Source organism: Citrobacter sp. HN-141 (assembly GCF_033341895.1).
Classification (GTDB): Bacteria; Pseudomonadota; Gammaproteobacteria; order Enterobacterales; family Enterobacteriaceae; genus Citrobacter.
Genome location: NZ_JAWPBF010000007.1, coordinates 89690 through 111625, shown reverse-complemented (window position 1 = coordinate 111625; position 21936 = coordinate 89690). Strand labels below are relative to the sequence as shown.

The 21936-nt window shown below is 51.8% G+C and carries 20 protein-coding genes and 4 pseudogenes; 7 read left to right on the top strand and 17 right to left on the bottom strand.

The features are described from left to right. Positions 1–4: 4 nt before the first annotated feature. The gene (locus tag RYZ59_RS10630) at positions 5–1450 is read right to left on the bottom strand and encodes a pentapeptide repeat-containing protein (RefSeq protein WP_318047814.1); all 1446 of its coding nucleotides are present in this window, start codon (positions 1448–1450) and stop codon (positions 5–7) included. Between the two features lie 482 nt (positions 1451–1932). Further along, positions 1933–2040 (bottom strand): hypothetical protein, encoded by a 108-nt coding sequence (locus RYZ59_RS24760; protein WP_411961656.1) that lies wholly within the window; start codon positions 2038–2040, stop codon positions 1933–1935. Positions 2041–2229: 189 nt separating this feature from the next. On the opposite strand from RYZ59_RS24760, the pseudogene RYZ59_RS10625 reads away from it, so the two are divergent. Continuing rightward, positions 2230–2394: pseudogene (locus RYZ59_RS10625) on the top strand (transposase domain-containing protein); the annotation flags it as partial. Positions 2395–2427: 33 nt separating this feature from the next. Here the strand turns inward: RYZ59_RS10625 and RYZ59_RS24755 are convergent. From RYZ59_RS24755 to RYZ59_RS24745, 3 genes and pseudogenes are all read right to left on the bottom strand, one after another. Next, positions 2428–2997, bottom strand: coding sequence for a pentapeptide repeat-containing protein (locus tag RYZ59_RS24755; protein WP_411961671.1), 570 nt, complete (start codon positions 2995–2997; stop codon positions 2428–2430). Continuing rightward, positions 2978–3067 (bottom strand): annotated as a pseudogene (locus RYZ59_RS24750) (hypothetical protein); the annotation flags it as partial. The pseudogene RYZ59_RS24750 and the gene RYZ59_RS24755, both read right to left, overlap by 20 nt. Next, positions 3046–3303 (bottom strand): annotated as a pseudogene (locus RYZ59_RS24745) (pentapeptide repeat-containing protein); the annotation flags it as partial. The pseudogenes RYZ59_RS24750 and RYZ59_RS24745, both read right to left, overlap by 22 nt. A gap of 940 nt (positions 3304–4243) precedes the next feature. Here RYZ59_RS24745 and RYZ59_RS10615 point away from each other — a divergent pair. Beyond that, on the top strand, positions 4244–5290 hold the full coding sequence (locus RYZ59_RS10615) for an AbrB family transcriptional regulator (RefSeq protein WP_318047818.1): 1047 nt from the start codon (positions 4244–4246) through the stop codon (positions 5288–5290). Here RYZ59_RS10615 and nei read toward each other — a convergent pair. From nei to ybgI, 8 genes are read right to left on the bottom strand one after another with little or no spacing between them, the layout of a single operon-like run. Beyond that, positions 5287–6078 carry an endonuclease VIII gene (gene nei / locus RYZ59_RS10610; protein WP_137384470.1) on the bottom strand — a complete coding sequence of 264 codons (792 nt, stop codon included), beginning with the start codon at positions 6076–6078 and terminating at the stop codon, positions 5287–5289. The genes RYZ59_RS10615 and nei overlap by 4 nt on opposite strands. A 14-nt stretch (positions 6079–6092) precedes the next feature. Continuing rightward, positions 6093–6737: a pyroglutamyl-peptidase I gene (gene pcp, locus RYZ59_RS10605; RefSeq protein WP_202039122.1), complete on the bottom strand. Its 645-nt coding sequence runs from the start codon at positions 6735–6737 to the stop codon at positions 6093–6095. 9 nt (positions 6738–6746) lie between these two features. Then, positions 6747–7742, bottom strand: a complete 996-nt coding sequence (locus RYZ59_RS10600) for a DUF979 domain-containing protein (protein ID WP_318047821.1) — start codon at positions 7740–7742, stop codon at positions 6747–6749. Further along, on the bottom strand, positions 7739–8461 hold the full coding sequence (locus RYZ59_RS10595; RefSeq protein WP_005122560.1) for a DUF969 domain-containing protein: 723 nt from the start codon (positions 8459–8461) through the stop codon (positions 7739–7741). Before RYZ59_RS10595 ends, RYZ59_RS10600 begins: the two co-directional genes overlap by 4 nt. 53 nt (positions 8462–8514) lie before the next feature. After that, the gene (gene pxpA, locus RYZ59_RS10590) at positions 8515–9249 is read right to left on the bottom strand and encodes a 5-oxoprolinase subunit PxpA (RefSeq protein WP_318047822.1); all 735 of its coding nucleotides are present in this window, start codon (positions 9247–9249) and stop codon (positions 8515–8517) included. Beyond that, positions 9239–10171 (bottom strand): 5-oxoprolinase subunit PxpC, encoded by a 933-nt coding sequence (pxpC, locus tag RYZ59_RS10585; RefSeq protein ID WP_318047824.1) that lies wholly within the window; start codon positions 10169–10171, stop codon positions 9239–9241. The genes pxpA and pxpC overlap by 11 nt, the downstream gene beginning before the upstream one ends. Continuing rightward, positions 10165–10821, bottom strand: a complete 657-nt coding sequence (gene pxpB / locus RYZ59_RS10580; protein WP_318047826.1) for a 5-oxoprolinase subunit PxpB — start codon at positions 10819–10821, stop codon at positions 10165–10167. Before pxpB ends, pxpC begins: the two co-directional genes overlap by 7 nt. A 15-nt stretch (positions 10822–10836) precedes the next feature. Further along, positions 10837–11580, bottom strand: coding sequence for a radiation resistance protein YbgI (ybgI, locus tag RYZ59_RS10575; protein ID WP_318047937.1), 744 nt, complete (start codon positions 11578–11580; stop codon positions 10837–10839). Between the two features lie 289 nt (positions 11581–11869). Here ybgI and dtpD point away from each other — a divergent pair, with 289 nt between their 5' ends. Further along, entirely contained in the window at positions 11870–13351 is a 1482-nt protein-coding gene (gene dtpD, locus RYZ59_RS10570; RefSeq protein WP_137384476.1) for a dipeptide permease DtpD, read from the top strand. A 52-nt stretch (positions 13352–13403) separates the two neighbouring features. Here the strand turns inward: dtpD and RYZ59_RS10565 are convergent, their stop codons facing one another. The 4 genes from RYZ59_RS10565 to RYZ59_RS10550 form a co-directional block, all read right to left on the bottom strand. Then, positions 13404–14018 carry an Rpn family recombination-promoting nuclease/putative transposase gene (locus RYZ59_RS10565; protein ID WP_318047828.1) on the bottom strand — a complete coding sequence of 205 codons (615 nt, stop codon included), beginning with the start codon at positions 14016–14018 and terminating at the stop codon, positions 13404–13406. A 161-nt stretch (positions 14019–14179) separates the two neighbouring features. Beyond that, entirely contained in the window at positions 14180–15598 is a 1419-nt protein-coding gene (phrB, locus tag RYZ59_RS10560; RefSeq protein ID WP_318047830.1) for a deoxyribodipyrimidine photo-lyase, read from the bottom strand. An 18-nt stretch (positions 15599–15616) separates the two neighbouring features. After that, the gene (locus tag RYZ59_RS10555; protein ID WP_202039129.1) at positions 15617–16171 is read right to left on the bottom strand and encodes a DUF1722 domain-containing protein; all 555 of its coding nucleotides are present in this window, start codon (positions 16169–16171) and stop codon (positions 15617–15619) included. Positions 16172–17007: 836 nt separating this feature from the next. Next, complete coding sequence (locus tag RYZ59_RS10550) at positions 17008–17214, bottom strand: YbfA family protein (RefSeq protein WP_003022870.1); 207 nt, start codon at positions 17212–17214, stop codon at positions 17008–17010. A gap of 308 nt (positions 17215–17522) precedes the next feature. On the opposite strand from RYZ59_RS10550, the pseudogene kdpF reads away from it, so the two are divergent. From kdpF to kdpC, 4 genes and pseudogenes are all read left to right on the top strand, one after another. Next, positions 17523–17611 (top strand): annotated as a pseudogene (gene kdpF, locus RYZ59_RS10545) (K(+)-transporting ATPase subunit F). After that, the gene (gene kdpA / locus RYZ59_RS10540; RefSeq protein ID WP_318047833.1) at positions 17611–19290 is read left to right on the top strand and encodes a potassium-transporting ATPase subunit KdpA; all 1680 of its coding nucleotides are present in this window, start codon (positions 17611–17613) and stop codon (positions 19288–19290) included. The pseudogene kdpF and the gene kdpA overlap by 1 nt, the downstream one beginning before the upstream one ends. Before the next feature lie 20 nt (positions 19291–19310). Then, on the top strand, positions 19311–21359 hold the full coding sequence (gene kdpB, locus RYZ59_RS10535) for a potassium-transporting ATPase subunit KdpB (RefSeq protein ID WP_318047836.1): 2049 nt from the start codon (positions 19311–19313) through the stop codon (positions 21357–21359). 8 nt (positions 21360–21367) lie between these two features. Beyond that, positions 21368–21934 (top strand): potassium-transporting ATPase subunit KdpC, encoded by a 567-nt coding sequence (kdpC, locus tag RYZ59_RS10530; protein WP_318047838.1) that lies wholly within the window; start codon positions 21368–21370, stop codon positions 21932–21934. Positions 21935–21936 lie beyond the last annotated feature (2 nt).

The following is a 21936-nucleotide window of genomic DNA, read 5'->3' as shown; positions in this document are numbered from 1 at the left end:
TTTTTTAGCTGGAAAATTTAGCTGTACGTAACTCATCTGCACCTGGCAAACCTGGTTTTGGCAAAATTGCATCTCTCAAATCTGCGGCGTTCCAACCTTGATCTGTCAAAAATACACCACCTGAAAAATCTGCACGCTGAAAATTTGTTCCGTACAAAGTTACTTTTGCCAATGTTGCACGGGACAACGTTGCGCCTTCCAACGTTGCATATGTCAAATCTGCACCTTCCAACGCTGCATATGTCAAATCTGCACCTTCCAACGCTGCATATGTCAAATCTGCACCTTCCAGATTTGCATTTAACAAAATTGCATCGAACAAATTTGCACCTGCCAACACTGCATATTTCAAATTGGCAACTCTCAGATTTGCACCTATCAAATTTGTAATTGATAAATCAACACCTTCCAGATTTGCATGTGATAAATCAGCATCTGATAAATCAGCACCTGACAAATTATTACCTTTCAGATTTGCAGCTCGTAAATTAGCACGGTGAAAATTTGCACCTGATAAATCAGCACCTGACAAATCAGCACCGAACAAATTAGCACCAGACAAATCAGCACCGGACAACTTTGTACCTGATAAATCAGCACCGCCCAAATTTGCACCGAACAACTTTGCACCTACCAAATTTTCACCGTGCAAAATTACACGTGACAAATTAGCACCGGATAAACCAGCACCGAACAACTTTGCACCTGATAAACGAGCATCTGACAAATCAGCACCTGACAAACCAGCACATTCCAGATTTGCACATTTCAGATCTGCATCTGACAAATCAGCATCTGACAAATCAGCACCTGATAAATCAGCACAGTGCAATCCTGCATCTTTCAGATTTGCACCTGACAAATCAGCACCGGCAAAAAATACATCGGCCAAAATTACATAGGTAAAATTTACATTTACCAGATTAATGCGACCCGTATTTAGGAATTGAGTCAGGCGATCCCGATCCACAAATCCTAAATGCTGATCGACATACTGTAACAGGTTGACTGTAATCAGAGTTCCAAGGCCTTTATTCAACTGTTCTTCAGAACAATTGAATTCAGACGCATTTTTATTTACATCGTCTGTGTCAGACAGACTAAACCTAATACCCCCGTCATACCTGGTCAGATTCAGACGGTAACTTCCTGCCAGTTTCTTCCCGCTCTCTCCAACAGTAAAATCAATGGTCACAATTTGATTACCAGTATCAAGCTCAGTTTTGATTTTTTCCGGCGTCATCTGCATTCCCGCCAGAACAGCAGCTAGTCCTGTGGACACCGCCATCAGACCTGCAACTCGTTTTTCCTCCGCATGTTTTTTCCCAAATGTGAAAAAGTTATTCAGATGATCTTTGACACCATGATGCTTAGCCACATTAGCATCATCGTTCCGATTCAGGTGCAGAGACGCATTTATATAATTCGCTGCCTTTTCGACTCTTTTCATAATTTCCTCATTACTCTGTTTACCGGTTGTCATATATCCTGAACAACCCTGCTCAAAACATCAGACCGTATTCCGAACTCACCGTTAACTGCATTTAACTTAACACTCAGCATCGCTAAGTCCTCCGGTATGCCGGGCCTGTTTAACATTGTCCTTGTTATGGACTGTTGTAGGATACATGCTGCCTTTCAAAAAAATATCAAAAAGCGCTCAGGCTTTATTATTAAACGAGGATTTGAACGTCTGAATCATTTAATAGTGTGGTAGCTAATAAAAATCATTCAATATATATATTAAATTTTACTCATCAATACAAATATCGCTAACATGCTTCAACTACATACCCGCAGCGACGAACTCAATTTTAAACCTGGCATTGAGCGTTAATAAAAATAAGCCTCCCTTCCTGTCGACATGAGAGGCAAATGTCAAACCACTTTGTCGGAAATCGAAACAATTTTTTTTAGTTCAGAGGAATGACGTTATTTTTCTTGCCGGTGGAGCCAGGGTAAAACATCCACACCTGCAAAATTTGTATATAAAATATCTGCACCTGAAAAATTTGATTTTTTCAAAGTTGCATTGGACAAATCTGCATGTGCCTGATTAATGACATCCGTAGTGATGAATCCTGACAGGCGATCCCCCTCTCCTGGGCGCTTATCGATCTGCTGTAGCAGTCTGACAATAATCAGAGTTCCAAGTCAGAGTCATTCCTCTCATGGCAGCAGCAAGTCCAGTGGACACCGCGATCAGACAGGCCTCCGCTTGAGCTGGCCCATATGTACATCGGGTCGGATCACGGCGATGGGCGAGGTGCGTTACTGTACAGCCTGATTGGGACGTGCAAACTGAACGGTGTTGAACCTGAACGCTACCTTCACCATTTTCTTGATGTTATCGCTGACTGGCCGATAAACCGAATCAGCGGGCTGCTGCCGTGACGCATCAGACTACCTGCGGAATAACCCTCTTCGTCAATGCGATTTTCGAGGTAAACTTACAGTCGTGTTCCATGCCGATATGGTTCTGACAATATCTATATCTGATAAATTTGCTCCTAACCAATTTTTTGATGCTAGTATTTCATGTAACAAAACGGGACCTTCCAAATATTTATCGGTCAAAATTGCAAATAGCAATGTGCCATCGTTCACATGTTGATTGGTCAAAATTACACGAGCCACATCTGCATTGGTCAAAAAGCGTTCTGCCAAAGTTTGGCCTGTAAGATCTTTACCGGTCAAAATTGCACCGTAAAAGTTTGCATCGGTCAAAGTTGCACCTTCAAAATGAGCATTGGTCAAAGTTGCATCTTCAAAATGTGCATCGGTCAAAGTTGCACCTTCAAAATGCGCATTGGCCAAAGTTGCACCTTCAAAATGCGCATTGGTCAAAGTTGCACCTTCAAAATGAGCATTGGCCAAAGTTGCACCTTCAAAATGCGCATTGGTCAAAGTTGCACCTTCAAAATGTGTATCGGTCAAAGTTGCTTCGGTCAAAATTGCACTGAATAAATCTGCATCTGACAAATCTACACCTGCCAAATTTGCTTCGGTCAAAATTGCACCCGACAAATCTGTACCGGTCAAAATTGCACCTGGCAAATACGCATATGACAAATTTGCTTCGGTCAAAATTGCACCTGACAAATCTGTACCGGTCAAAATTGCACCTGACAAATACGCATGTGACAAATTTGCTTCAGTCAAAATTTCACCAGACAAATCTATATTTTCCAAATAAATATCACCTGTATTTATGAATTGAGTCAGGTGATCCCCCCCACCTGGACGCTGATCGATCCGCTGTAGCAGGTTGACTGTAATCAGCGTTCCAAGGCCCTTCTCCATCTCATCTTCAGTACAACGGAATGTAGCCACGTGTCCACCTCTTGCGTCAGACAGACTAAACTCAATTTTCCCGTTATACCTGCGCAGGTTCAGAGCGTAACGTCCAGCCAGTTCTCCCCCTTCCTTTCCAACAGCAAACTCAATACCCACACTACCAGAAGGTGTATAAAGCAATCTTCTGGCGTCAGACGGCGTTATGTGCGCTTCCTCTATAGCAGCAGCAAGTCCTGTGGACACCGCCATCAGACCTGCAGCGCGTTTTTCCCCCGCATGAATTTTCCCAAAAGTGAAAAAGTTTATCAGATGCTCTTTGACACCATGAAGCCTTGCCACATTAGCATCACCGTTCCTGTTAAGGTCCAGAGACGCGTTGACTACAACAGCAGCCTTATCGACCCTTGGCATAATTTCCCCATGACTCTATTTATCGGTTGTCATTTTTCCTGCACAACCCTGTTCAAAACGCCAGACTGTACTTCTGAACTCACTGTTAACCTGCATTTAGCTTCGCATTCGGTATCGTCAAGTCCTCCGGTACGCCAGGCCTGTTTAACATTGTCCTTGTTATGGACTGTTGTAAGATAAATGCTGCCTGTAAAAAAGATATCAAAAAGTGCTCCAGTTTTATTATTAAATAGGTGTTAGCACACCTTAATCATTTAATAAAACGACAGCAGAGAAAAACTCATTCAATATATAAATTAAACTCATCAATATAAATATCATTCATATGTACACCAGCGACGGCAAACGTGATTTTTAGTCTGATATTAAGCGTTAGCTTATCTTACAGGATGGCGCTCATGCTTACCCGGAAGACATATTGACATTGTTATTTGTCAAACTTATGGTTTTTATTGCCCCTCATAGTTTTATTCTTGTCGCACTTTCTCTATGATTTATCGAGCGTTACTTAATTTCATTCAGGCAGGAGCATGGGATGCATGTGTTGCGGTGGGGTTTACTGTTTTTACTGTCACTTCTTCTTTCCCTGTTCTTTCTGTTGATACATCTTCCTGGCGCATTGCTGCTCGGTTCGATGATCGTCGGTATCATTTTCAGTATGCGCGGGATCTCCCTGCACCCTCCTCGCTGCACATTTCTTGCCGCTCAGGCTATTCTCGGCTGCATGATTGCGCAAAATCTCACAGGCTCCATTTTAACCACGCTTGCAGCACACTGGACGATGGTGATTGTCATCCTGCTGGCGACGCTTATTAGCAGCGCGGTCATCGGCTGGCTGCTGGTTCGCTACAGCAATTTACCAGGGAACACCGGCGCGTGGGGTTCATCACCTGGCGGGGCAGCCGCAATGGTTGCGATGGCGCAGGATTATGGCGCTGACATCCGCCTGGTAGCCTTTATGCAGTATCTGCGGGTACTGTTGGTGGTCGGGGCGGCCGCGCTGGTAACCCGATTAGTCATGGGCGAACAGGCGCAAACGGTCGGTCAGCAACTCGTCTGGTTTCCGCCGCTGAGTATTAATCTGTTGAGTACCGTACTGCTGGCCGCCGTTGCCGGTATAGCCGGGCGCTTACTGCGCATCCCCTCTGGCGTGATGTTGCTGCCCATGCTGGCAGGCGCATTGCTGAACGCAGGCGGTGTGATGGTCATTGAACTGCCGGAATGGCTGTTGGCAATGGCGTATATGGCTATTGGCTGGCAAATAGGCCTGGGCTTTGACAAGCAGATATTTTTGATGGCACTGCGTCCGTTGCCACAAATTTTATTGTCTATTTTTTCACTGATGGCGATTTGTGCCGCTATGGCCTGGGGTCTGGCGCATTACATGCAAATCGACTTTCTCACCGCCTATCTGGCGACCAGCCCTGGCGGGGTGGATTCCGTCGCGGTAATTGCCGCAGGCAGCCACGCCGATATGGCGCTCATCATGGCGATGCAAACCCTGCGGCTGTTCAGTATCTTATTGACCGGCCCGGCGGTGGCGCGTTTTATTTCAGCGCATGCGCCAAGACAGCCCACCTAATGCTGGCAGCCCGGACACCAGTAAAAGGGGCGTGAGGAAAGTGTCGTTTTCTCGATGATTCCACCACAGCGCTCACAGGCTTCGCCGTCCCGGTGAAAAACCTTAAAGCGAAACAGCGCGCCGTGGTGCTTATTGTCATCAACCTGGCCACGCGTGTTATACGACAGACGAGGAATATCAAGCAGCGCTTGCGCCAGCGTATCCAACTGTTCATCGCTAAGCTGTGACGCTTTATGTTGCCCGGTCAACCCCACCTGCCAGAGAATTTCTACCCGTAGATAGTTACCTAACCCCGCCAGAAACGCCTGATCCAGCAACAGACCGGAAAACTGACGATTGCGAAAACGGGGTGACAGCAGACGCGTTTTTACCTCTGCGGGGGTTAAACGCAAATCAAGGACGTCCGGTCCAACCCGTTGCAGAAATGGATGGGTGGTGAGCTGCTCTGGCGTCAGCATTTCGATATCAGACGCGCTATACAGCAGGATAGTTTTATCCTCTGTTTGCAGCCTGACGCGCAGCACCCGCGTGGTTTGCGGAATGTTGCCGGTATCGACGACTCGCCACACGCCGTAAAGCTGATTGTGGCTGTATAGCGTCAGGCCATTGGAAAAATGGGTCAGCAAGGCTTTACCCCGCGTTTCAAGCTGGGTAACACGCTGCCCGATGAGTTGGGATTGATACGGTTTTAACTGCTCAAAGGCAAACCAGACATCCGTCAGGGGTTTGCCTTTGACTGCCGCCTCCAGGTTATCCGCCGCGCGGCGGATCTCCGGGCCTTCAGGCATAATACTGTCCTTTGTTAGTGTGTTGCACCGCCTGTCACGGCAATATCGCTGTCCACCTGCAATGCAGTGTCAATGGCAATTTCCAGCGCCCGTCGCACCGTTTCGCTCGCCATACTTGGCGCTCCGGGGTGCGCGGCGGCCTGTTGTGGCAGATAAGGAATATGGATAAAACCGCCCTTCACTGCCGGTGTGTCGCGTAACGTATGCAGCAGGCCATACATCACATGATTACAAACAAAGGTACCTGCTGTTTGGGAAACGGAGGCTGGGATACCCGCATTGCGCATGGCCATCACCATCGCTTTGATTGGCAGCGTGCTAAACCATGCTGCCGGACCCTCGGCGACAATCGGCACATCAACGGGCTGCTGACCGTGGTTATCCGCAATACGCGCATCGTCCACGTTGATCGCCACTCGCTCAACGGTAATATCGGTACGACCTCCTGCCTGTCCCACCGCCAGCACCAACGACGGTGACAGCGCGTCAATCGCGGCATTAAGTACGGTTAGAGACTCGCCAAACACACACGGTAGCTGACGCGCAACGACACGGCATCCGGCGATGATAGCATTGTCGAGCCCGGAGACCACTTCCCAGGAAGGGTTAACCGACTCTCCGCCAAAGGGTTCAAATCCGGTGATTAAGACCGTTTTCATCCTTCCTCCTTACAGGAACATCAGGAAATACATCAGGAACACGTTAACCAGCAACAGCAGTATGCCGGTTGGCACCTGCGCTTTAATCACGGCGTTTTTATCCGGTAACTCCAGCAGGGCTGCAGGCACGATGTTAAAGTTCGCTGCCATCGGCGTCATTAAGGTTCCGCAATAACCAGAGAACATCCCAATGGCCGCCATCACTGCGGGGTTACCACCATGCTGCAACACAAGAATTGGAATACCGATCCCGGCGGTCACAATCGGGAAAGCAGCAAATGCATTCCCCATGACCATCGTCAACAGCGCCATACCGATGGTGTACACCGCCACGGCGATAAAGCGGCTATCTACCGCGAGGTATTCCTGGGTCAGATACGATATACCACTGCCCACCCCTGCCGCCGTAAACAGCAACCCGAGCGTTGCCAGAATTTGCGGCAGGATGAACGCCCAGCCGATGGAGTCAAGCAGACGACGGGCTTCCTGAATGGGCTGGTGGACGCGCTCATGGGTCATTTTTATCGCCATTGCCAGGCCAATCAGCGAGCCTGCCGTCATAGAAAAGAGCGTGACCAGCGTGGCGTGATTCCCCGGCCCAAACAGCGCATCCTGCAAACCCGGAATATGGTTAAACATCAGTACACCGATAACGGTCACCACCGGAATAGCCAGCGCCGGAAAAAACAGGCGATTACCCAGTCGACTGGCGCTTTCTTCACGCTGCTGCTGGGTGCGTTGATGGTAACTTCCCAGTTTCACACCACCAAACCCGGCAATCAGCGCCAGTATGACCACCGCAATACCGACCGCGATATGTACCGTACGTTTGTCGCCAAACAGTGAGTACGTCCAGTCGCCCAGCAGGAACAGCACACCATACAGCCCCCAAAACAAGCCTGTGGTTAAGCGACGCGGGTTCGCTTTGTCCTGCCAGGACATCACCGCCACAATCAACAGTACCGCACCCGCCAGCCAGTAGAGATAGCTTTGCTGAAAATTCATTGCGCTGCTCCTTTCGCTGCCGCATTGGCTTTCGCCACCTCACGCTGCAGATAGTTATCCAGACGCCACAAGCGCGTACCGTGGATCAAGAAGGCGCAAATTGCCGTTGGGATACCCCACAAAGCGATATGCAGCGGTTCGGTCTGGATCCCACCGGACTCCAGCATAAAGTTGTGCATGAAAATGATCGCCCCAAAGGCAACGAAGATGTCTTCGCCGAAAAATAGACCAACGTTGTCAGTCGCCGCAGACATTGCACGCAGGCGATAACGTACGGCCCCCGGCAATTCACCGTGGTTTTTCTCCGCAGCCCCTTCAGCCATCGGGGCTAATAACGGGCGTACCATCTGAGGATGCCCACCCAGGCTGGTCAAGCCCAGCGCGGCGGTCGCTTCACGAATAAACAGATAGACAATGAGCAGACGACCACTGGTGGCGCTGCGGATTTTCGCGATCCACGCCTGGGCGCGCTCTTTCAGTCCGTGACGTTCCAGCAGACCAATGACTGCCAGCGGAATCAGCAGGATAAACGGCAGGTTGCGGGTGTTGAGAAAGCCTTCACCCAGCTTTTCGAGAATAGTGGCGATTGGCATATGCGCTGCCAGCCCGGTGACGATCCCGGCAACGATAACCACCAATACCGGGTTAAAGCGTAAAAGAAATCCAACCACAATGACGGCGATCCCCGTCAATGGCCAGAGAGAAATAGCCTCTCCCATAATTAAATCCCTTATGTTGTTGTGTTGTATATTATTGTTTTGTATTAAAAAACTTATGCGCTAATTTGAATATTGCAGGCACCGAACGCGCTGCGCAAACGGCGGGCAAAAGCGAGTGCGTGCTCACCATCCCCGTGAATGCATACCGTCTGCGCGGTTACGTTTGCCCATGTTCCACTCTGACTTTTTACTCTCCCGGACTGCACCATTTCTAACGTTTGCGCCAGCGCCTGCTCTTCGTCTTCGATCAGTGCACCTGGCTGACTACGCGGAACCAGACTACCATCAGCCTGATACCCCCTATCGGCAAAAACCTCCTGACGCGTCGCCAGGCCATAATGTTCACCGGCACGGATCAATTCGCTCCCCGCCAGCCCTACCAGTATCAATGACGGATCGCAGGCATAAACCGCTCTGGCTATCGCATCGGCTAGCACAGGCTCTTTTGCGGCCTGGTTATAGAGCATGCCGTGCGGTTTCACGTGGCGCATCACGCCCCCTTCTGCGCGGGTAATGACTGCCAGTGCACCAATTTGATACAGCGTTTGCGCATAAACCGTTTCGGCAGGCAGATTCATAGCACTACGACCAAAATTTTCCCGGTCCGGAAAGCCAGGGTGTGCCCCCACGGCCACGCCGTTTTTCAGCGCTTCCCGCACACTTGCCAGCATGGTTTGTGCGTCTCCGGCATGAAATCCACAGGCGATATTGGCCGATGACACCAGCTGAAGCAGTGTCGCGTCGTTCGCACAGCCTTCGCCGAGGTCGGCATTCAAATCAATTTTCATCGTTAAGTCGCCATGTTAGCTGTTCCAGATAGCGCTGCTGATCGTGACGCGCCTTCAACGCCTCTTCCAGCGAGCACTGAACAAAGTGAATCGGTTGCCCAAGGGGGATCTGCGCAAGGTGATACATATCCGCCTCGATGATACAGGCGATACGCGGATATCCGCCCGTGGTCTGGGCATCGTTCATCAGTACAATTGGCTGCCCGTTATGCGGGACCTGTACCACCCCGGGAAGCAAACCGTGTGACAACATCTCGCGGTCTGTCGTGCGTGTCAGTGGCTGCCCCTGCAGGCGATACCCCATACGGTTACTCTGTGGGCTCAGTCGCCACGGCGAGCGCCAGAACGATGCCTGCGATGCCTCGTCAAATTCCTGATATTCGGGTCCAGGTAACGCACGAATGTGGTTGCCCCACATCAACTGCTTTACCCCTTGTGGGCCATTAAATTGTCGTGTTGAAACGCCAATTGCCAACTTATCGCCATCGCGTAACAAACGTCCTTCAAACCCGCCAATACCGACTTTCAAATCGGTACTGCGCGATCCCATAACGTCGGGAACATCAATACCGCCCGCCACCGCCAGGTAACTGCGCATACCATGATGCGGGTGTTTTAATGACAGGCGTTGTCCGGCTTTAACTGGCAACCGCCAACCGCTCCATACCGGAGTACGATCCAAATGCGCTTCGCATCCCGCGCCGGTCAAGGCAAACCAACCATCCGCGTCAAACTCCACCACCAGTTGCCCCAGCGTGATTTCCAGCGCTGCGGCATTCGCATCATTACCCACCAGCAGGTTGGCGACGTTCAGCGCCGGTTTATCCAGCGCGCCGCAGTGGCTTATCCCTGACTGACGAAAGCCATGACGCCCCCCATCCTGTACGGAGGTGTACAGGCCAGCACGAATGATGTTTAACATACGCCCTCCTTCTGCGGGACAAAACGTACAGTATCTCCAGCCCGTAACAGGATCGGCTCCTCACGTTGCGGAACAAAAAGCTTAACGGCGGTACGTCCTATCAGTTGCCACCCGCCGGGCGTTGCAATCGGGTAGATACCGGTTTGTGAACCGCCGATCCCCACCGACCCTGCCGGAACAAGTAAGCGCGGTTCGGCTCGTCTTGGCGTATGCAATGGTTCCGGCAAGCTCCCAAGATAGGGAAATCCTGGCTGAAACCCTAAAAACCAGACGACATAATCAACTGACGCATGCAATTCAACGACCTGCTTGTCGCTCAAACCACTGTGCCGGGCGACATCGGCCAGATCGGGACCATATTCGCCGCCATAGATAACGGGGATTTCGACAAAGCGCGAATCCGGCTCCATCGCCTCGCTCTCTTCCCACCAACGTTGCAGGCGTTCAATTGCATCCAGCGCCAGCGTCTGCGGGGAATTCAGGATCACCGTGATATTGTTCATTCCCGGAATGGCTTCAAGTACATTCGGAGCATCAGCCAGACGCTGGGCCAGACGCCAGATGCGTTTCTGAGTTGCCAGCGTAATCGGTGGTTCCAGCTCCAGAACCACCGCGGTTTCACCTAACAGATAACAACGCGCTCGCTGCACTTTCGTCCCTCTTTATCAGGCTGGGTTAGGGATGTCGACGAACGTCACATCCAGATCGGTGTTTTCATTCAGCCATTCGCTCAGGGCACGAATACCGCCGCGTTCGGTAGCATGGTGACCAGCAGCATAGAAATGCAGTCCCTGCTCGCGGGCAGAGTGAATGGTTTGTTCAGAAACTTCCCCGGTAATAAAGGCATCAACACCAAAGCGGGCCGCGCTATCAATGAAACTTTGACCGCCCCCCGTACACCAGGCAACACGCTGAACGTTTTCAGGCCCGGTATCGCCACACCATAACGGTTTACGTCCCAGACGCGCTTCAATCCAGGATGCCAGTTCCAGCCCAGGAACCGGCATGGAGAGTTCCCCCCACGGTACCAGAGGCTCTATCTCCCCCATCACCGTGATGCCCAACAGCGCGGCCAGCTGCGCGTTATTCCCCAGTTCTGGGTGGGCATCCAACGGCAGATGCCAGCCATACAGGTTGATGTCATTTTCCAGCAGCGTTTTCAGACGCCGGCGCTTCATGCCGCGAATAACCGGAGATTCGCCCTTCCAGAAATAACCATGATGAACGATGACCGCATCGGCCCCAAGGCGAACAGATTCATCCAGTAATGCCTGGCTTGCGGTTACGCCGGTCACGATTTTTTGCACCGTTTCTTTGCCCTCAACCTGCAAACCATTCGGTGCATAGTCGCTTATGGCTGCGCTGTTCAGCTTGTCGTTAATCAGTTGTTCCAGCTCGGTGTTTTTCATCATCGTCCTCGTTGTCATAAATTCTGCCTGCTCAATCAGCAACACAGCTTCAGTTAAAATAGCGTCCTCACCTCCGTTCGTCGATAGCCATTTCGCTGACACATCAAGAAACAATCACGCGGCCTGTAAACGTAAATTGCTTACCACCACGAGATCGTATTCATGTATATTTATGCAATCAGACAGCATATTGCAAAAATAATCAGATCTGTATCAAAGTTACAACTTTAAGGAAACACACTCACACGGCACGTTCCTTCCGTCGTGAGGCATTTACTTCGAGAAAATAATGAATAAACAAGCATCTCAGCCGCGCGCGATTTATTACGTCGTCGCGCTGCAAATTTGGGAATACTTCAGTTTTTATGGCATGCGTGCACTGCTGATCCTGTATCTCACTAACCAGCTTAAGTACAACGATAATCACGCGTATGAACTGTTCAGTGCTTACTGTTCGCTGGTGTATGTCACGCCGATTCTCGGAGGATACCTGGCGGATAAAGTGCTCGGTAACCGTATGGCGGTAATGATTGGCGCATTTCTGATGGCAGTGGGACATCTGGTCCTGGGCGCCAGTGAAATGGCTCCGGCGTTTCTCTACTTATCTCTGGCCATTATTGTCTGTGGCTACGGTTTGTTTAAATCCAACATCAGTTGCCTGCTGGGTGAATTGTATAAACCAGAAGATCCGCGCCGTGACGGCGGATTCTCTCTGCTCTATGCCGCCGGTAACATTGGTTCAATTATTGCCCCTATCGCCTGCGGCTACGTGCAGGAAGAGTACAGTTGGGCAATGGGCTTTGCGCTGGCCGCTATCGGTATGCTGGCCGGGCTGGTCATTTTCTTATGCGGGAATCGTCATTTTGCTCACACCACCGGCGTCAACAAAGCAGTGCTGTGTGCCAAATCGTTCATTCTGCCGAACTGGGCCTGGCTGCTGGTTCTGCTGGTCGCCGCACCACTTTTAATTACTGTCCTGTTCTGGAAAGAGTGGTCCGTGTACGCGCTGATTGTCGCCACCGTCATTGGTTTGGCGGTTCTGGCAAAAATCTACCGTCAGGCACAAACGCAGAAACAGCGTAAAGAGCTGGGGCTTATCGTCACGCTGACCTTCTTCAGCTTGTTGTTCTGGGCCTTTGCACAGCAGGGTGGTAGCTCCATCAGCTTGTATATCGACCGCTTTGTTAATCGCGACGTGATGGGATATTCAGTCCCTACTGCTATGTTCCAGTCGGTAAACGCCTTCGCCGTCATGTTGTGCGGCATCGTGCTGGCCTGGGTGGTCAAAGAAAGCGTGAGTGGCAATCGTACCGTTCGTATCTGGGGTAAGTTTGCTCTCGGTCTGGGGTTAATGAGTGCTGGTTTCTGTATTCTGACCTTAAGCGCCCGCTGGTCCGCGGCATATGGGCACTCCTCCATGCCGCTGATGGTTTTAGGGCTGGCCGTTATGGGATTCGCCGAGCTGTTTATCGACCCTGTCGCCATGTCACAAATTACACGCATAGAGATCCCAGGGGTAACCGGCGTATTAACCGGCATCTATATGCTGCTTTCCGGGGCCATTGCCAACTACCTGGCAGGCGTGATTGCTGACCAGACATCACAGGGCGCGTTTGATGCTTCCGGTGCCATCAACTATTCCATCAACGCCTATATTGATGTCTTTAGCGAAATTACCTGGGGCGCGCTGGCCTGTGTGGCGCTGGTGCTGTTGATTTGGTTATATCAATCACTCAAATTTAAAAACCGTCCTCTCGCGGTAGAGTCCTGAGTTTACGGGCCCGACGATGTAATATCACTCGGGCCCGTTATTTATCCGCAGGTTACGAATTATTTGCCGCTAAATCCTCTTCAGACAGACCTGTAACCAGTAACACCATTTCGCGATCTATTCCCTGCGCCAGCATAGTTTGCGCTATACGCAAAGCGGCTTCGTGTTTACCTTGTTGTAACCCCTGTTGTAATCCTTCCTGTAATCCATCTAACCGTAACCGTTCTGCAATAGTCATCAGCCTCTCCTTGTGTTGGGGGATCCGTTGCGCCATCTCTTGCAAAAACTCATTGAAGCGAGATTCATCACCGGATTGCAGAATGTAATTAAACATCGCCTGGAGTTGCGTGTCATTAGCACATCCAGTAAGGAGCAGTGAGGCCAGCTGTTCTACCAACCCTATCAAATCCCGCTGGCGGATATGCTTTTGCATCAGTTCCAACAACGCCATTCGCCTGTGCGCCATGATTTCGTCATCCGGCACCACCGTGATATCCACCAGCGGAAATGTGTTGGCATAAAGTTGCCGGGCCGCCACAGGATCGGCGAACGTATCCAACCAGCATAGTGAATGATGTATGTCGAGGAAATCCCGCGCAGTTTCGGGATGGTATAAAAACGTTTTAAATACCGCATCATGCGGTGTGGAAGTCGTCGGCGTTATCATCGTGTTCCGTCACCTGAAAAGAAGATAACGGAACTTTACTGCCCGGGGAGCCCCCCGCACATCCAGCCATTAGCAGACTTGCGCGCCCCCTTCAGCGCTAAATGTGTACGACTGCAACACATTCATTCTGCTGGAAGGCATTACACAGAAATCTGCTACCCTCACGCCTTACGCGCGGCCTCATAGGCAGCCAGCGTGGCTAACCTTGCCTGCTTATGATCGACAATCGGACGAGGATAATTGAGTGTCACCTGCATTTTCTCCGCCCACCTCCACGGTTCGTGAATAGCGTTTCCCGGCACATCGCGTAATTCCGGTACCCATTGGCGGATAAAATCACCGTCACGGTCGAATTTCTCCCCCTGAGTGGTGGGATTAAAAATACGGAAATACGGCGCAGCATCCGTTCCGGTAGAAGCAGCCCACTGCCAGCCACCATTATTCGCCGCCAGATCGCCGTCGATCAGTTGTGACATGAAATACTGCTCACCCTTTCGCCAGTCGATCAGCAGGTCTTTCACCAAAAAACTGGCCGTAATCATGCGTAATCGATTATGCATCCACCCCGTGCCGTTGAGCTGACGCATCGCCGCATCGACGATTGGATACCCGGTATTCCCCGTCTGCCAGGCCTGAAAATGCGTCACGTTATTTTGCCATTGCACACGATCGGTCCAGCGAATAAAGGGCTGATACCGACACAGTGCGGGATAGTACGTCAGTAGATGGCGGTAAAATTCACGCCAGATGAGCTCGTTTAACCAAACGCTCCCGGCGCCTCCCTCTAGCGCCTGAGGCTGCTCGACTAACAAACGGTGCAGACACTGGCGCGGCGATAACCCGCCGGTGGCAAGGCTTGCCGACAACCGACTGGTACCTTCGTTTGCCGGAAAATCACGTTGTTGCTCGTATTCCGCCGCGCCCTGCTGGCAAAACTGACGTAATTGCGCGATAACCGATTTTTCTTCTACCGGGAAAAGCGCCACATCAAAATCCTGCTGCGGATAGTTGAGCGTAACTGGCGTTGATGGGGAGGGAATTGCGCCGCTTTCGCGGGCTTTTGGTGCCGCAACACACTCCGGGATACTGTCTTTTAACCGCTTCAGCCAGGCATTTTTAAACGGCGTAAAGACTTTATACATCTCATGATTCCCGGTCATTACCGCGCCCGGCGCCAGGATTACGCTATCGTCAAAGCCCTCACACAGCACCTGCGGTAATGATTTTTCTACCTGAGCATCGCGCTGGCGTTCGTTAATTTCGTACTGATAGTTATAAAACAGTCGGCTAACGTCATGCTGTGCGCAGACATTTTTGACTATCTCCACGCTGGCGGTGAAATCCCCGACGTCATAAACCAGCAGCGGGATGCCTTTTTCTGCCAGCGCCGTTTGCAGCGCATTCAACTGCTTACCGACAAACGCCGCCTGACGCGGTGACATATCATGCGCTTTCCATTGTGCCGGCGTGGCAATATATAACGCCAATATCCGTGCCGAACGATCCCGACATGCCGCTGCCAGCGCAAGATTGTCATGCAGACGTAAATCGCGCCGAAACCAGACCAGATGAGTGGTCATAAAACTCCCGAATAAAAATTAAGCTTTGCCGTGTAAACGCAGAATCGCAGGCCAGAGTTCAAAGTAACGTTGCCCGGACAACCAGCTGTTCGGGTGTTCCGTCATATAGTGTTGGAGGAGCATCAATGGCGCAAGCAGCGGCTGCATCTCACGTCGATAGTTATCGATTATTGAGGTCAGTTCCTGACGTTGACGAAGATTGAGCTGGTTACGGAAATAGCCCTGCACATGCATCAGGACATTAGTATGGTTGCGTCGGGTCGCGTTATTAAACAGCAGATGAATCAACCGCAAACGGTACTCCGTATAAAAAGCATCGAGGCTTGCCCATTCGTGGATTGCGGCAACAAAAGGGCCGAGCTCACGATACTCCGGTTGGGAGTGTGCCAGTAACACCAGCTTGTAACGGGTGTGAAAATCAATCAATGCGCCACGTGATAACCCGCTCTGGCGCAGTCGGTACAATTCATGCAAGGCATAAATACGTACCAGCGTATTCTCATCAAACAGAAATTTATCGTTCGCTTCTGTGGTCAGACAGGCGCGGACACCAACAGGAACTCTCTTGCTCATCGCCACTCCTTATCCGTTACACAGGTAAGTGTAGACTGCGACGTATAAAAAAACCGCCACATTACTGTTGTAATGCCTGTCAGTTAAGCATGTCTGGAGAACGTTTTACTCTGAATAAGTTTCCGTTCACCTTATGTTCATCGCTTCTCTGATATCGCTATACACGTGAACGTGCAAGGGAGGCTCACCGCCGCCTCCCTTGCATCCCAGGCTCCCGGCAGGAAAATCGTCGCTACGCGATTCATTCGTCTTATGCCGTCTGCCTGTCGGGTCGGGGCCGAGCCTGCGTCCCTGCAGGCCGTCCCCTCTGCCCGCATCCCTGCGGGCAGCCCCGGTCAGCCGTCAACACCTCATCGATTTTCAGCCGGACCGGAGACATCGCTTCAACTCTCTGATTTTCAGTTAAGTCTGTTTTGCTGTTCAAACATGTTCAAATAAAAATACAGGTGGTCAGGCGTGGCGGGTCCGGCTGAAAATTGCCGACGTGTTTCCGTAAGGCCGGGAGACCCCGCAGGGATGCGGGTTCAGGGTGCGTGTGACAGGGATGTTGCATCGCGCCCGGCCCGGTAGCCTGGAGGAATAAGCGGAGGGGATTGCGCAGCAACAATTTTCCTGCCGGGAGCCGGGATTGTTAAGGGTGCGGCGATAGCACCCTTAACACGTTCACTGGCGTTCAGTGTACAGAGAAGCGATGAACATGAGGTGAACGGAATCCTTTCTCTGAGAGAGCATGTTCATTACCCCGCCAACACATGTTGATGCTTTCTGAAACTGAAATGTTAACTGAACAGCATTACACATTACTGTTGGCGGTTTTTTTGAGCCTGAACGGTAACTTAGTAGAAATCGCAGGTGGCTTTTTCAGCCTGCTCCATCCACACCGGCTTATCACTGGTTTTCGACCAGACGCGATGCAGGTAGCTGTAAAAACGGGCACGGTCTTTCCAGAACAGCATGACCGGCAGCGCCAGAACACCAGCCACTACGGCAAAGGTACGGCGCAAGAAAACAATGTGTGCTGGATATTCTTTATAAAAGTCCATAATCCTCTCCCATATATCTGTTCGGTGAATCGCACCGGAAAAATAAACTTGGTTAACTGGTGAAAATAATACCGCCTTGTGCGTAATTTTACTACTCATCCGACCACTTATTTTTATCTATTGATGCTCCGTTTAACCTAAATCTGTAAGTAAGTTACATAAAAGTTAAATTAATACTAACCATTAGTTAAATAATGGTCTTTGCCATTTTTATACTTTTTTTACACCCCGCCTGCAGATTTTTGCGAAATCTTTGCAACCAAAAACCTACGCTCTGGTTATCACATTTATGCCACTGGAGGTGCACTGTGAGTGCAGGCGTGATAACCGGCATTGTGCTGGTCTTTTTGTTACTGGGTTATTGGTGTATGCCTTGATTAATGCGGAGGCGTTCTGATGGCAGCGCAAGGATTTTTACTCATCGCCAGTTTCCTGCTGGTGCTGTTTGTTATCGCTAGGCCGCTGGGCTTTGGGCTGGCACGTCTTATCAACAACACATCCTTACCCGGCCTTGCAGGCGTTGAGCGTGTGCTGTGGCGTGGGCTGGGTATTTCGCAGCAGGAAATGACCTGGCTGCACTATTTGCTGGCGATCCTCGCACTGAATATCCTCGGTCTGCTGATACTGTTTGCGATGTTGATGGCGCAAAACCTGCTGCCGCTGAATCCGCAACAGTTGCCAGGGCTATCGTGGGATCTCGCGCTCAATACCGCTGTTAGTTTTGTAACCAACACCAACTGGCAGTCCTATGCGGGTGAAACCACGTTAAGCTACTTCAGCCAGATGGCCGGCCTGACCGTGCAGAATCTCCTGTCTGCGGCGACAGGTATTGCGGTGATCTTTGCCCTGGCTCGCGCCTTTACGCGACAAAGTATGAACACGCTGGGGAATGCCTGGGTGGACCTGATCCGCATTACGCTGTGGATATTACTGCCGATTTCTCTGCTCATCGCGCTGTTTTTCATCCAGCAAGGTGCGCTGCAAAACCTGCTGCCTTATCAGGCGATTACCACGCTTGAAGGGGCAAAACAACTGCTGCCGATGGGACCTGTCGCCTCACAAGAGGCCATTAAGATGCTCGGTACCAACGGCGGCGGCTTTTTTAATGCCAACTCCTCACATCCGTTTGAAAACCCAACCGCGCTGACCAACATGGTACAGATGCTGGCAATCTTCTTAATTCCCACGGCGCTGTGCTTCGCCTTCGGCGACGTCGTGGGCGATCGCCGACAGGGACGCACTCTGCTCTGGGCTATGTCGCTTATTTTTGTCGTTTGCGTGGCGGTTGTGATGTGGGCCGAAGTGCAGGGTAACCCGCATCTGATGGCGTTTGGCGCAGATAGCAATATTAATATGGAAGGTAAAGAGAGCCGCTTTGGCGTGCTGGTCAGTAGCCTGTTTGCGGTCGTCACGACGGCCGCATCCTGTGGCGCAGTTATTGCTATGCACGACTCCTTCACTGCGCTGGGCGGCATGGTACCGATGTGGTTGATGCAGATTGGCGAAGTGGTGTTCGGCGGTGTGGGGGCAGGGTTGTACGGCATGCTGCTGTTCGTACTGCTGGCGGTCTTTATTGCCGGACTGATGATTGGCCGCACTCCGGAATATCTGGGTAAAAAAATCGATGTCCGCGAAATGAAAATGACTGCGCTGGCGATTCTGGTTACCCCTGCGTTGGTGCTGCTTGGGACCGCGATAGCCATGATGAGCGATGCCGGGCGTAGCGCCATGCTCAATCCTGGGCCGCATGGTTTTAGCGAGGTGCTGTACGCGGTCTCGTCTGCCGCCAATAACAACGGGAGCGCTTTTGCCGGATTAAGTGCCAACAGCCCATTCTGGAACAGCCTGCTGGCCGCGTGCATGTTTTTCGGCCGCTTCGGCGTCATTATCCCGGTGATGGCGATTGCCGGTTCACTTGTCGGTAAAAAGAGTCAACCCGCAAGTCCCGGCACGCTACCCACCCACGGTGCGCTGTTTGTTGGATTGTTGATCGGTACGGTGTTGCTGGTTGGCGCCCTCACCTTTGTTCCTGCGCTGGCGCTTGGCCCGGTAGCAGAATACCTCTCTTTACGTTGAGTGATGCGGAGCACATGACTATGAGTCGCAAGCAACTGGCGCTGTTCGAACCTTCTCTGGTCGCACAAGCGCTAATGGACGCAGTGAAAAAATTAAGTCCACATACTCAGTGGCGTAACCCGGTGATGTTTATCGTCTGGCTGGGCAGTCTGCTGACCACCCTGTTAACGGTAGCGATGGCGACAGGCCATATGTCAGGTAATCCACTGTTTACCGGCGCGATAAGCCTCTGGCTGTGGGTGACCGTTCTGTTCGCTAACTTTGCGGAAGCGCTGGCTGAAGGGCGTAGTAAAGCGCAGGCCAACAGCCTGAAAGGAGTCAAAAAAACCGCCTTTGCCCGCAAACTTCGTGAACCAAAATATGGCGCGCCAATGGATCACGTGCCAGCCGAAGAGTTACGCAAAGGGGATATCGTGCTGGTGGAAGCTGGCGATATTATCCCTTGTGACGGCGAAGTTATCGAAGGCGGCGCCTCGGTGGATGAAAGCGCCATTACCGGTGAATCCGCGCCAGTAATCCGTGAATCCGGTGGTGATTTTGCCTCCGTCACCGGCGGGACACGCATCCTCTCCGACTGGCTGGTGATCGCGTGTAGCGTCAACCCCGGAGAAACGTTCCTCGATCGAATGATTGCCATGGTCGAAGGCGCACAGCGACGTAAAACGCCAAATGAAATTGCGCTGACGATCCTGCTGATTGCCCTGACTATCGTCTTTCTGCTGGCCACCGCCACGCTGTGGCCGTTCTCTGCCTGGGGCGGCAGTGCGGTCAGCATCACGGTACTGGTTGCCCTGCTGGTCTGTCTGATCCCCACCACGATCGGTGGACTGCTCTCCGCGATTGGCGTCGCCGGGATGAGCCGCATGCTGGGTGCGAACGTTATCGCCACCAGCGGACGTGCGGTAGAAGCGGCCGGCGACGTCGATGTCCTGCTGTTGGATAAAACCGGTACCATCACGCTGGGTAACCGTCAGGCCTCTGATTTTCTGCCCGCCCAGGGCGTGGACGAAAAAACACTGGCCGACGCAGCACAGCTTTCATCACTGGCCGACGAAACGCCGGAAGGCCGCAGCATCGTTGTCCTGGCTAAACAGCGTTTTAACCTGCGCATTCGTGACGTACAGTCGCTCCATGCCACTTTTGTGCCGTTTACCGCGCAGAGTCGGATGAGCGGTATCAACATCGACAACCGAATGATCCGCAAAGGCTCCGTAGATGCTATTCGTCGTCACGTCGAAGCTAACGGCGGCCACTTCCCTGCCGATGTGGAGCAGAAAGTCGAAAACGTTGCTCGCCTTGGCGCGACGCCACTGGTCGTTGCTGAAGGTCCACGGGTGCTGGGCGTGATAGCCCTGAAAGATATTGTCAAAGGTGGGATTAAAGAACGTTTTGCTCAGCTGCGCAAAATGGGCATCAAAACGGTGATGATCACCGGCGACAACCGCCTGACTGCTGCAGCAATCGCCGCAGAGGCGGGAGTGGATGACTTTTTAGCCGAAGCGACACCGGAAGCCAAGCTGGCACTGATCCGTCAGTATCAGGCGGAAGGTCGTTTGGTGGCGATGACCGGCGACGGAACCAACGACGCCCCGGCACTGGCGCAGGCCGATGTCGCGGTCGCCATGAACTCCGGGACCCAGGCCGCGAAGGAAGCGGGCAACATGGTGGATCTCGACTCTAACCCCACCAAGCTGATTGAAGTGGTGCACATTGGTAAACAGATGCTGATGACGCGCGGGTCGCTGACCACCTTTAGTATCGCCAACGACGTGGCGAAATATTTCGCCATCATCCCGGCTGCGTTCGCCGCAACTTACCCGCAGCTTAACGCACTGAACGTCATGCGACTGCATTCGCCGGATTCGGCAATCCTGAGCGCCGTCATCTTCAATGCGTTGGTGATTGTCTTCCTGATCCCACTGGCGCTGAAGGGCGTGAGCTATAAGCCGTTATCCGCTTCCGCCATGCTGCGCCGCAATCTGTGGATCTACGGTCTTGGCGGCCTGGTTGTGCCGTTTATCGGTATCAAAGTGATTGATTTACTGCTGACCCTGCTGGGTCTGGTGTGAGGTTTCAGATGAGTGGATTACGTCCTGCATTATCAACATTGCTTTTCCTGATGCTTATCACCGGCGGTGTTTATCCGCTGCTGACCACCGCGCTGGGGCAGTGGTGGTTTCCCCACCAGGCTAACGGCTCGCTTCTGCGTGAAGGCCAGATAATTCGCGGCTCTGAACTGATCGGACAAAATTTTACCGCCGCGGGTTATTTTCATGGACGCCCGTCGGCAACGGCAGAAGTACCCTATAATCCAATGGCTTCGGGTGGCAGCAACCTGGCAGCAAGCAACCCTGAGCTGGATAAGCAACTACAAAGCCGGATTGCCGCATTGCGTGCTGCTAATCCACAGGCTAACCCTGTTGTGCCCGTGGAACTGGTCACAGCGTCCGCCAGCGGTCTGGACAATAACCTGACCCCCGAGGCCGTCGCCTGGCAAATTCCCCGCGTAGCGCAAGCCCGCAACCTCAGCGTTGAAGAGGTTACGCGCCTGGTTGCACAATACACGCAAAAGCCGCTGGTCAGTTTCATCGGTCAGCCGGTAGTGAACCTGGTGGAACTTAATTTAGCGCTGGATAAGCACTGAGA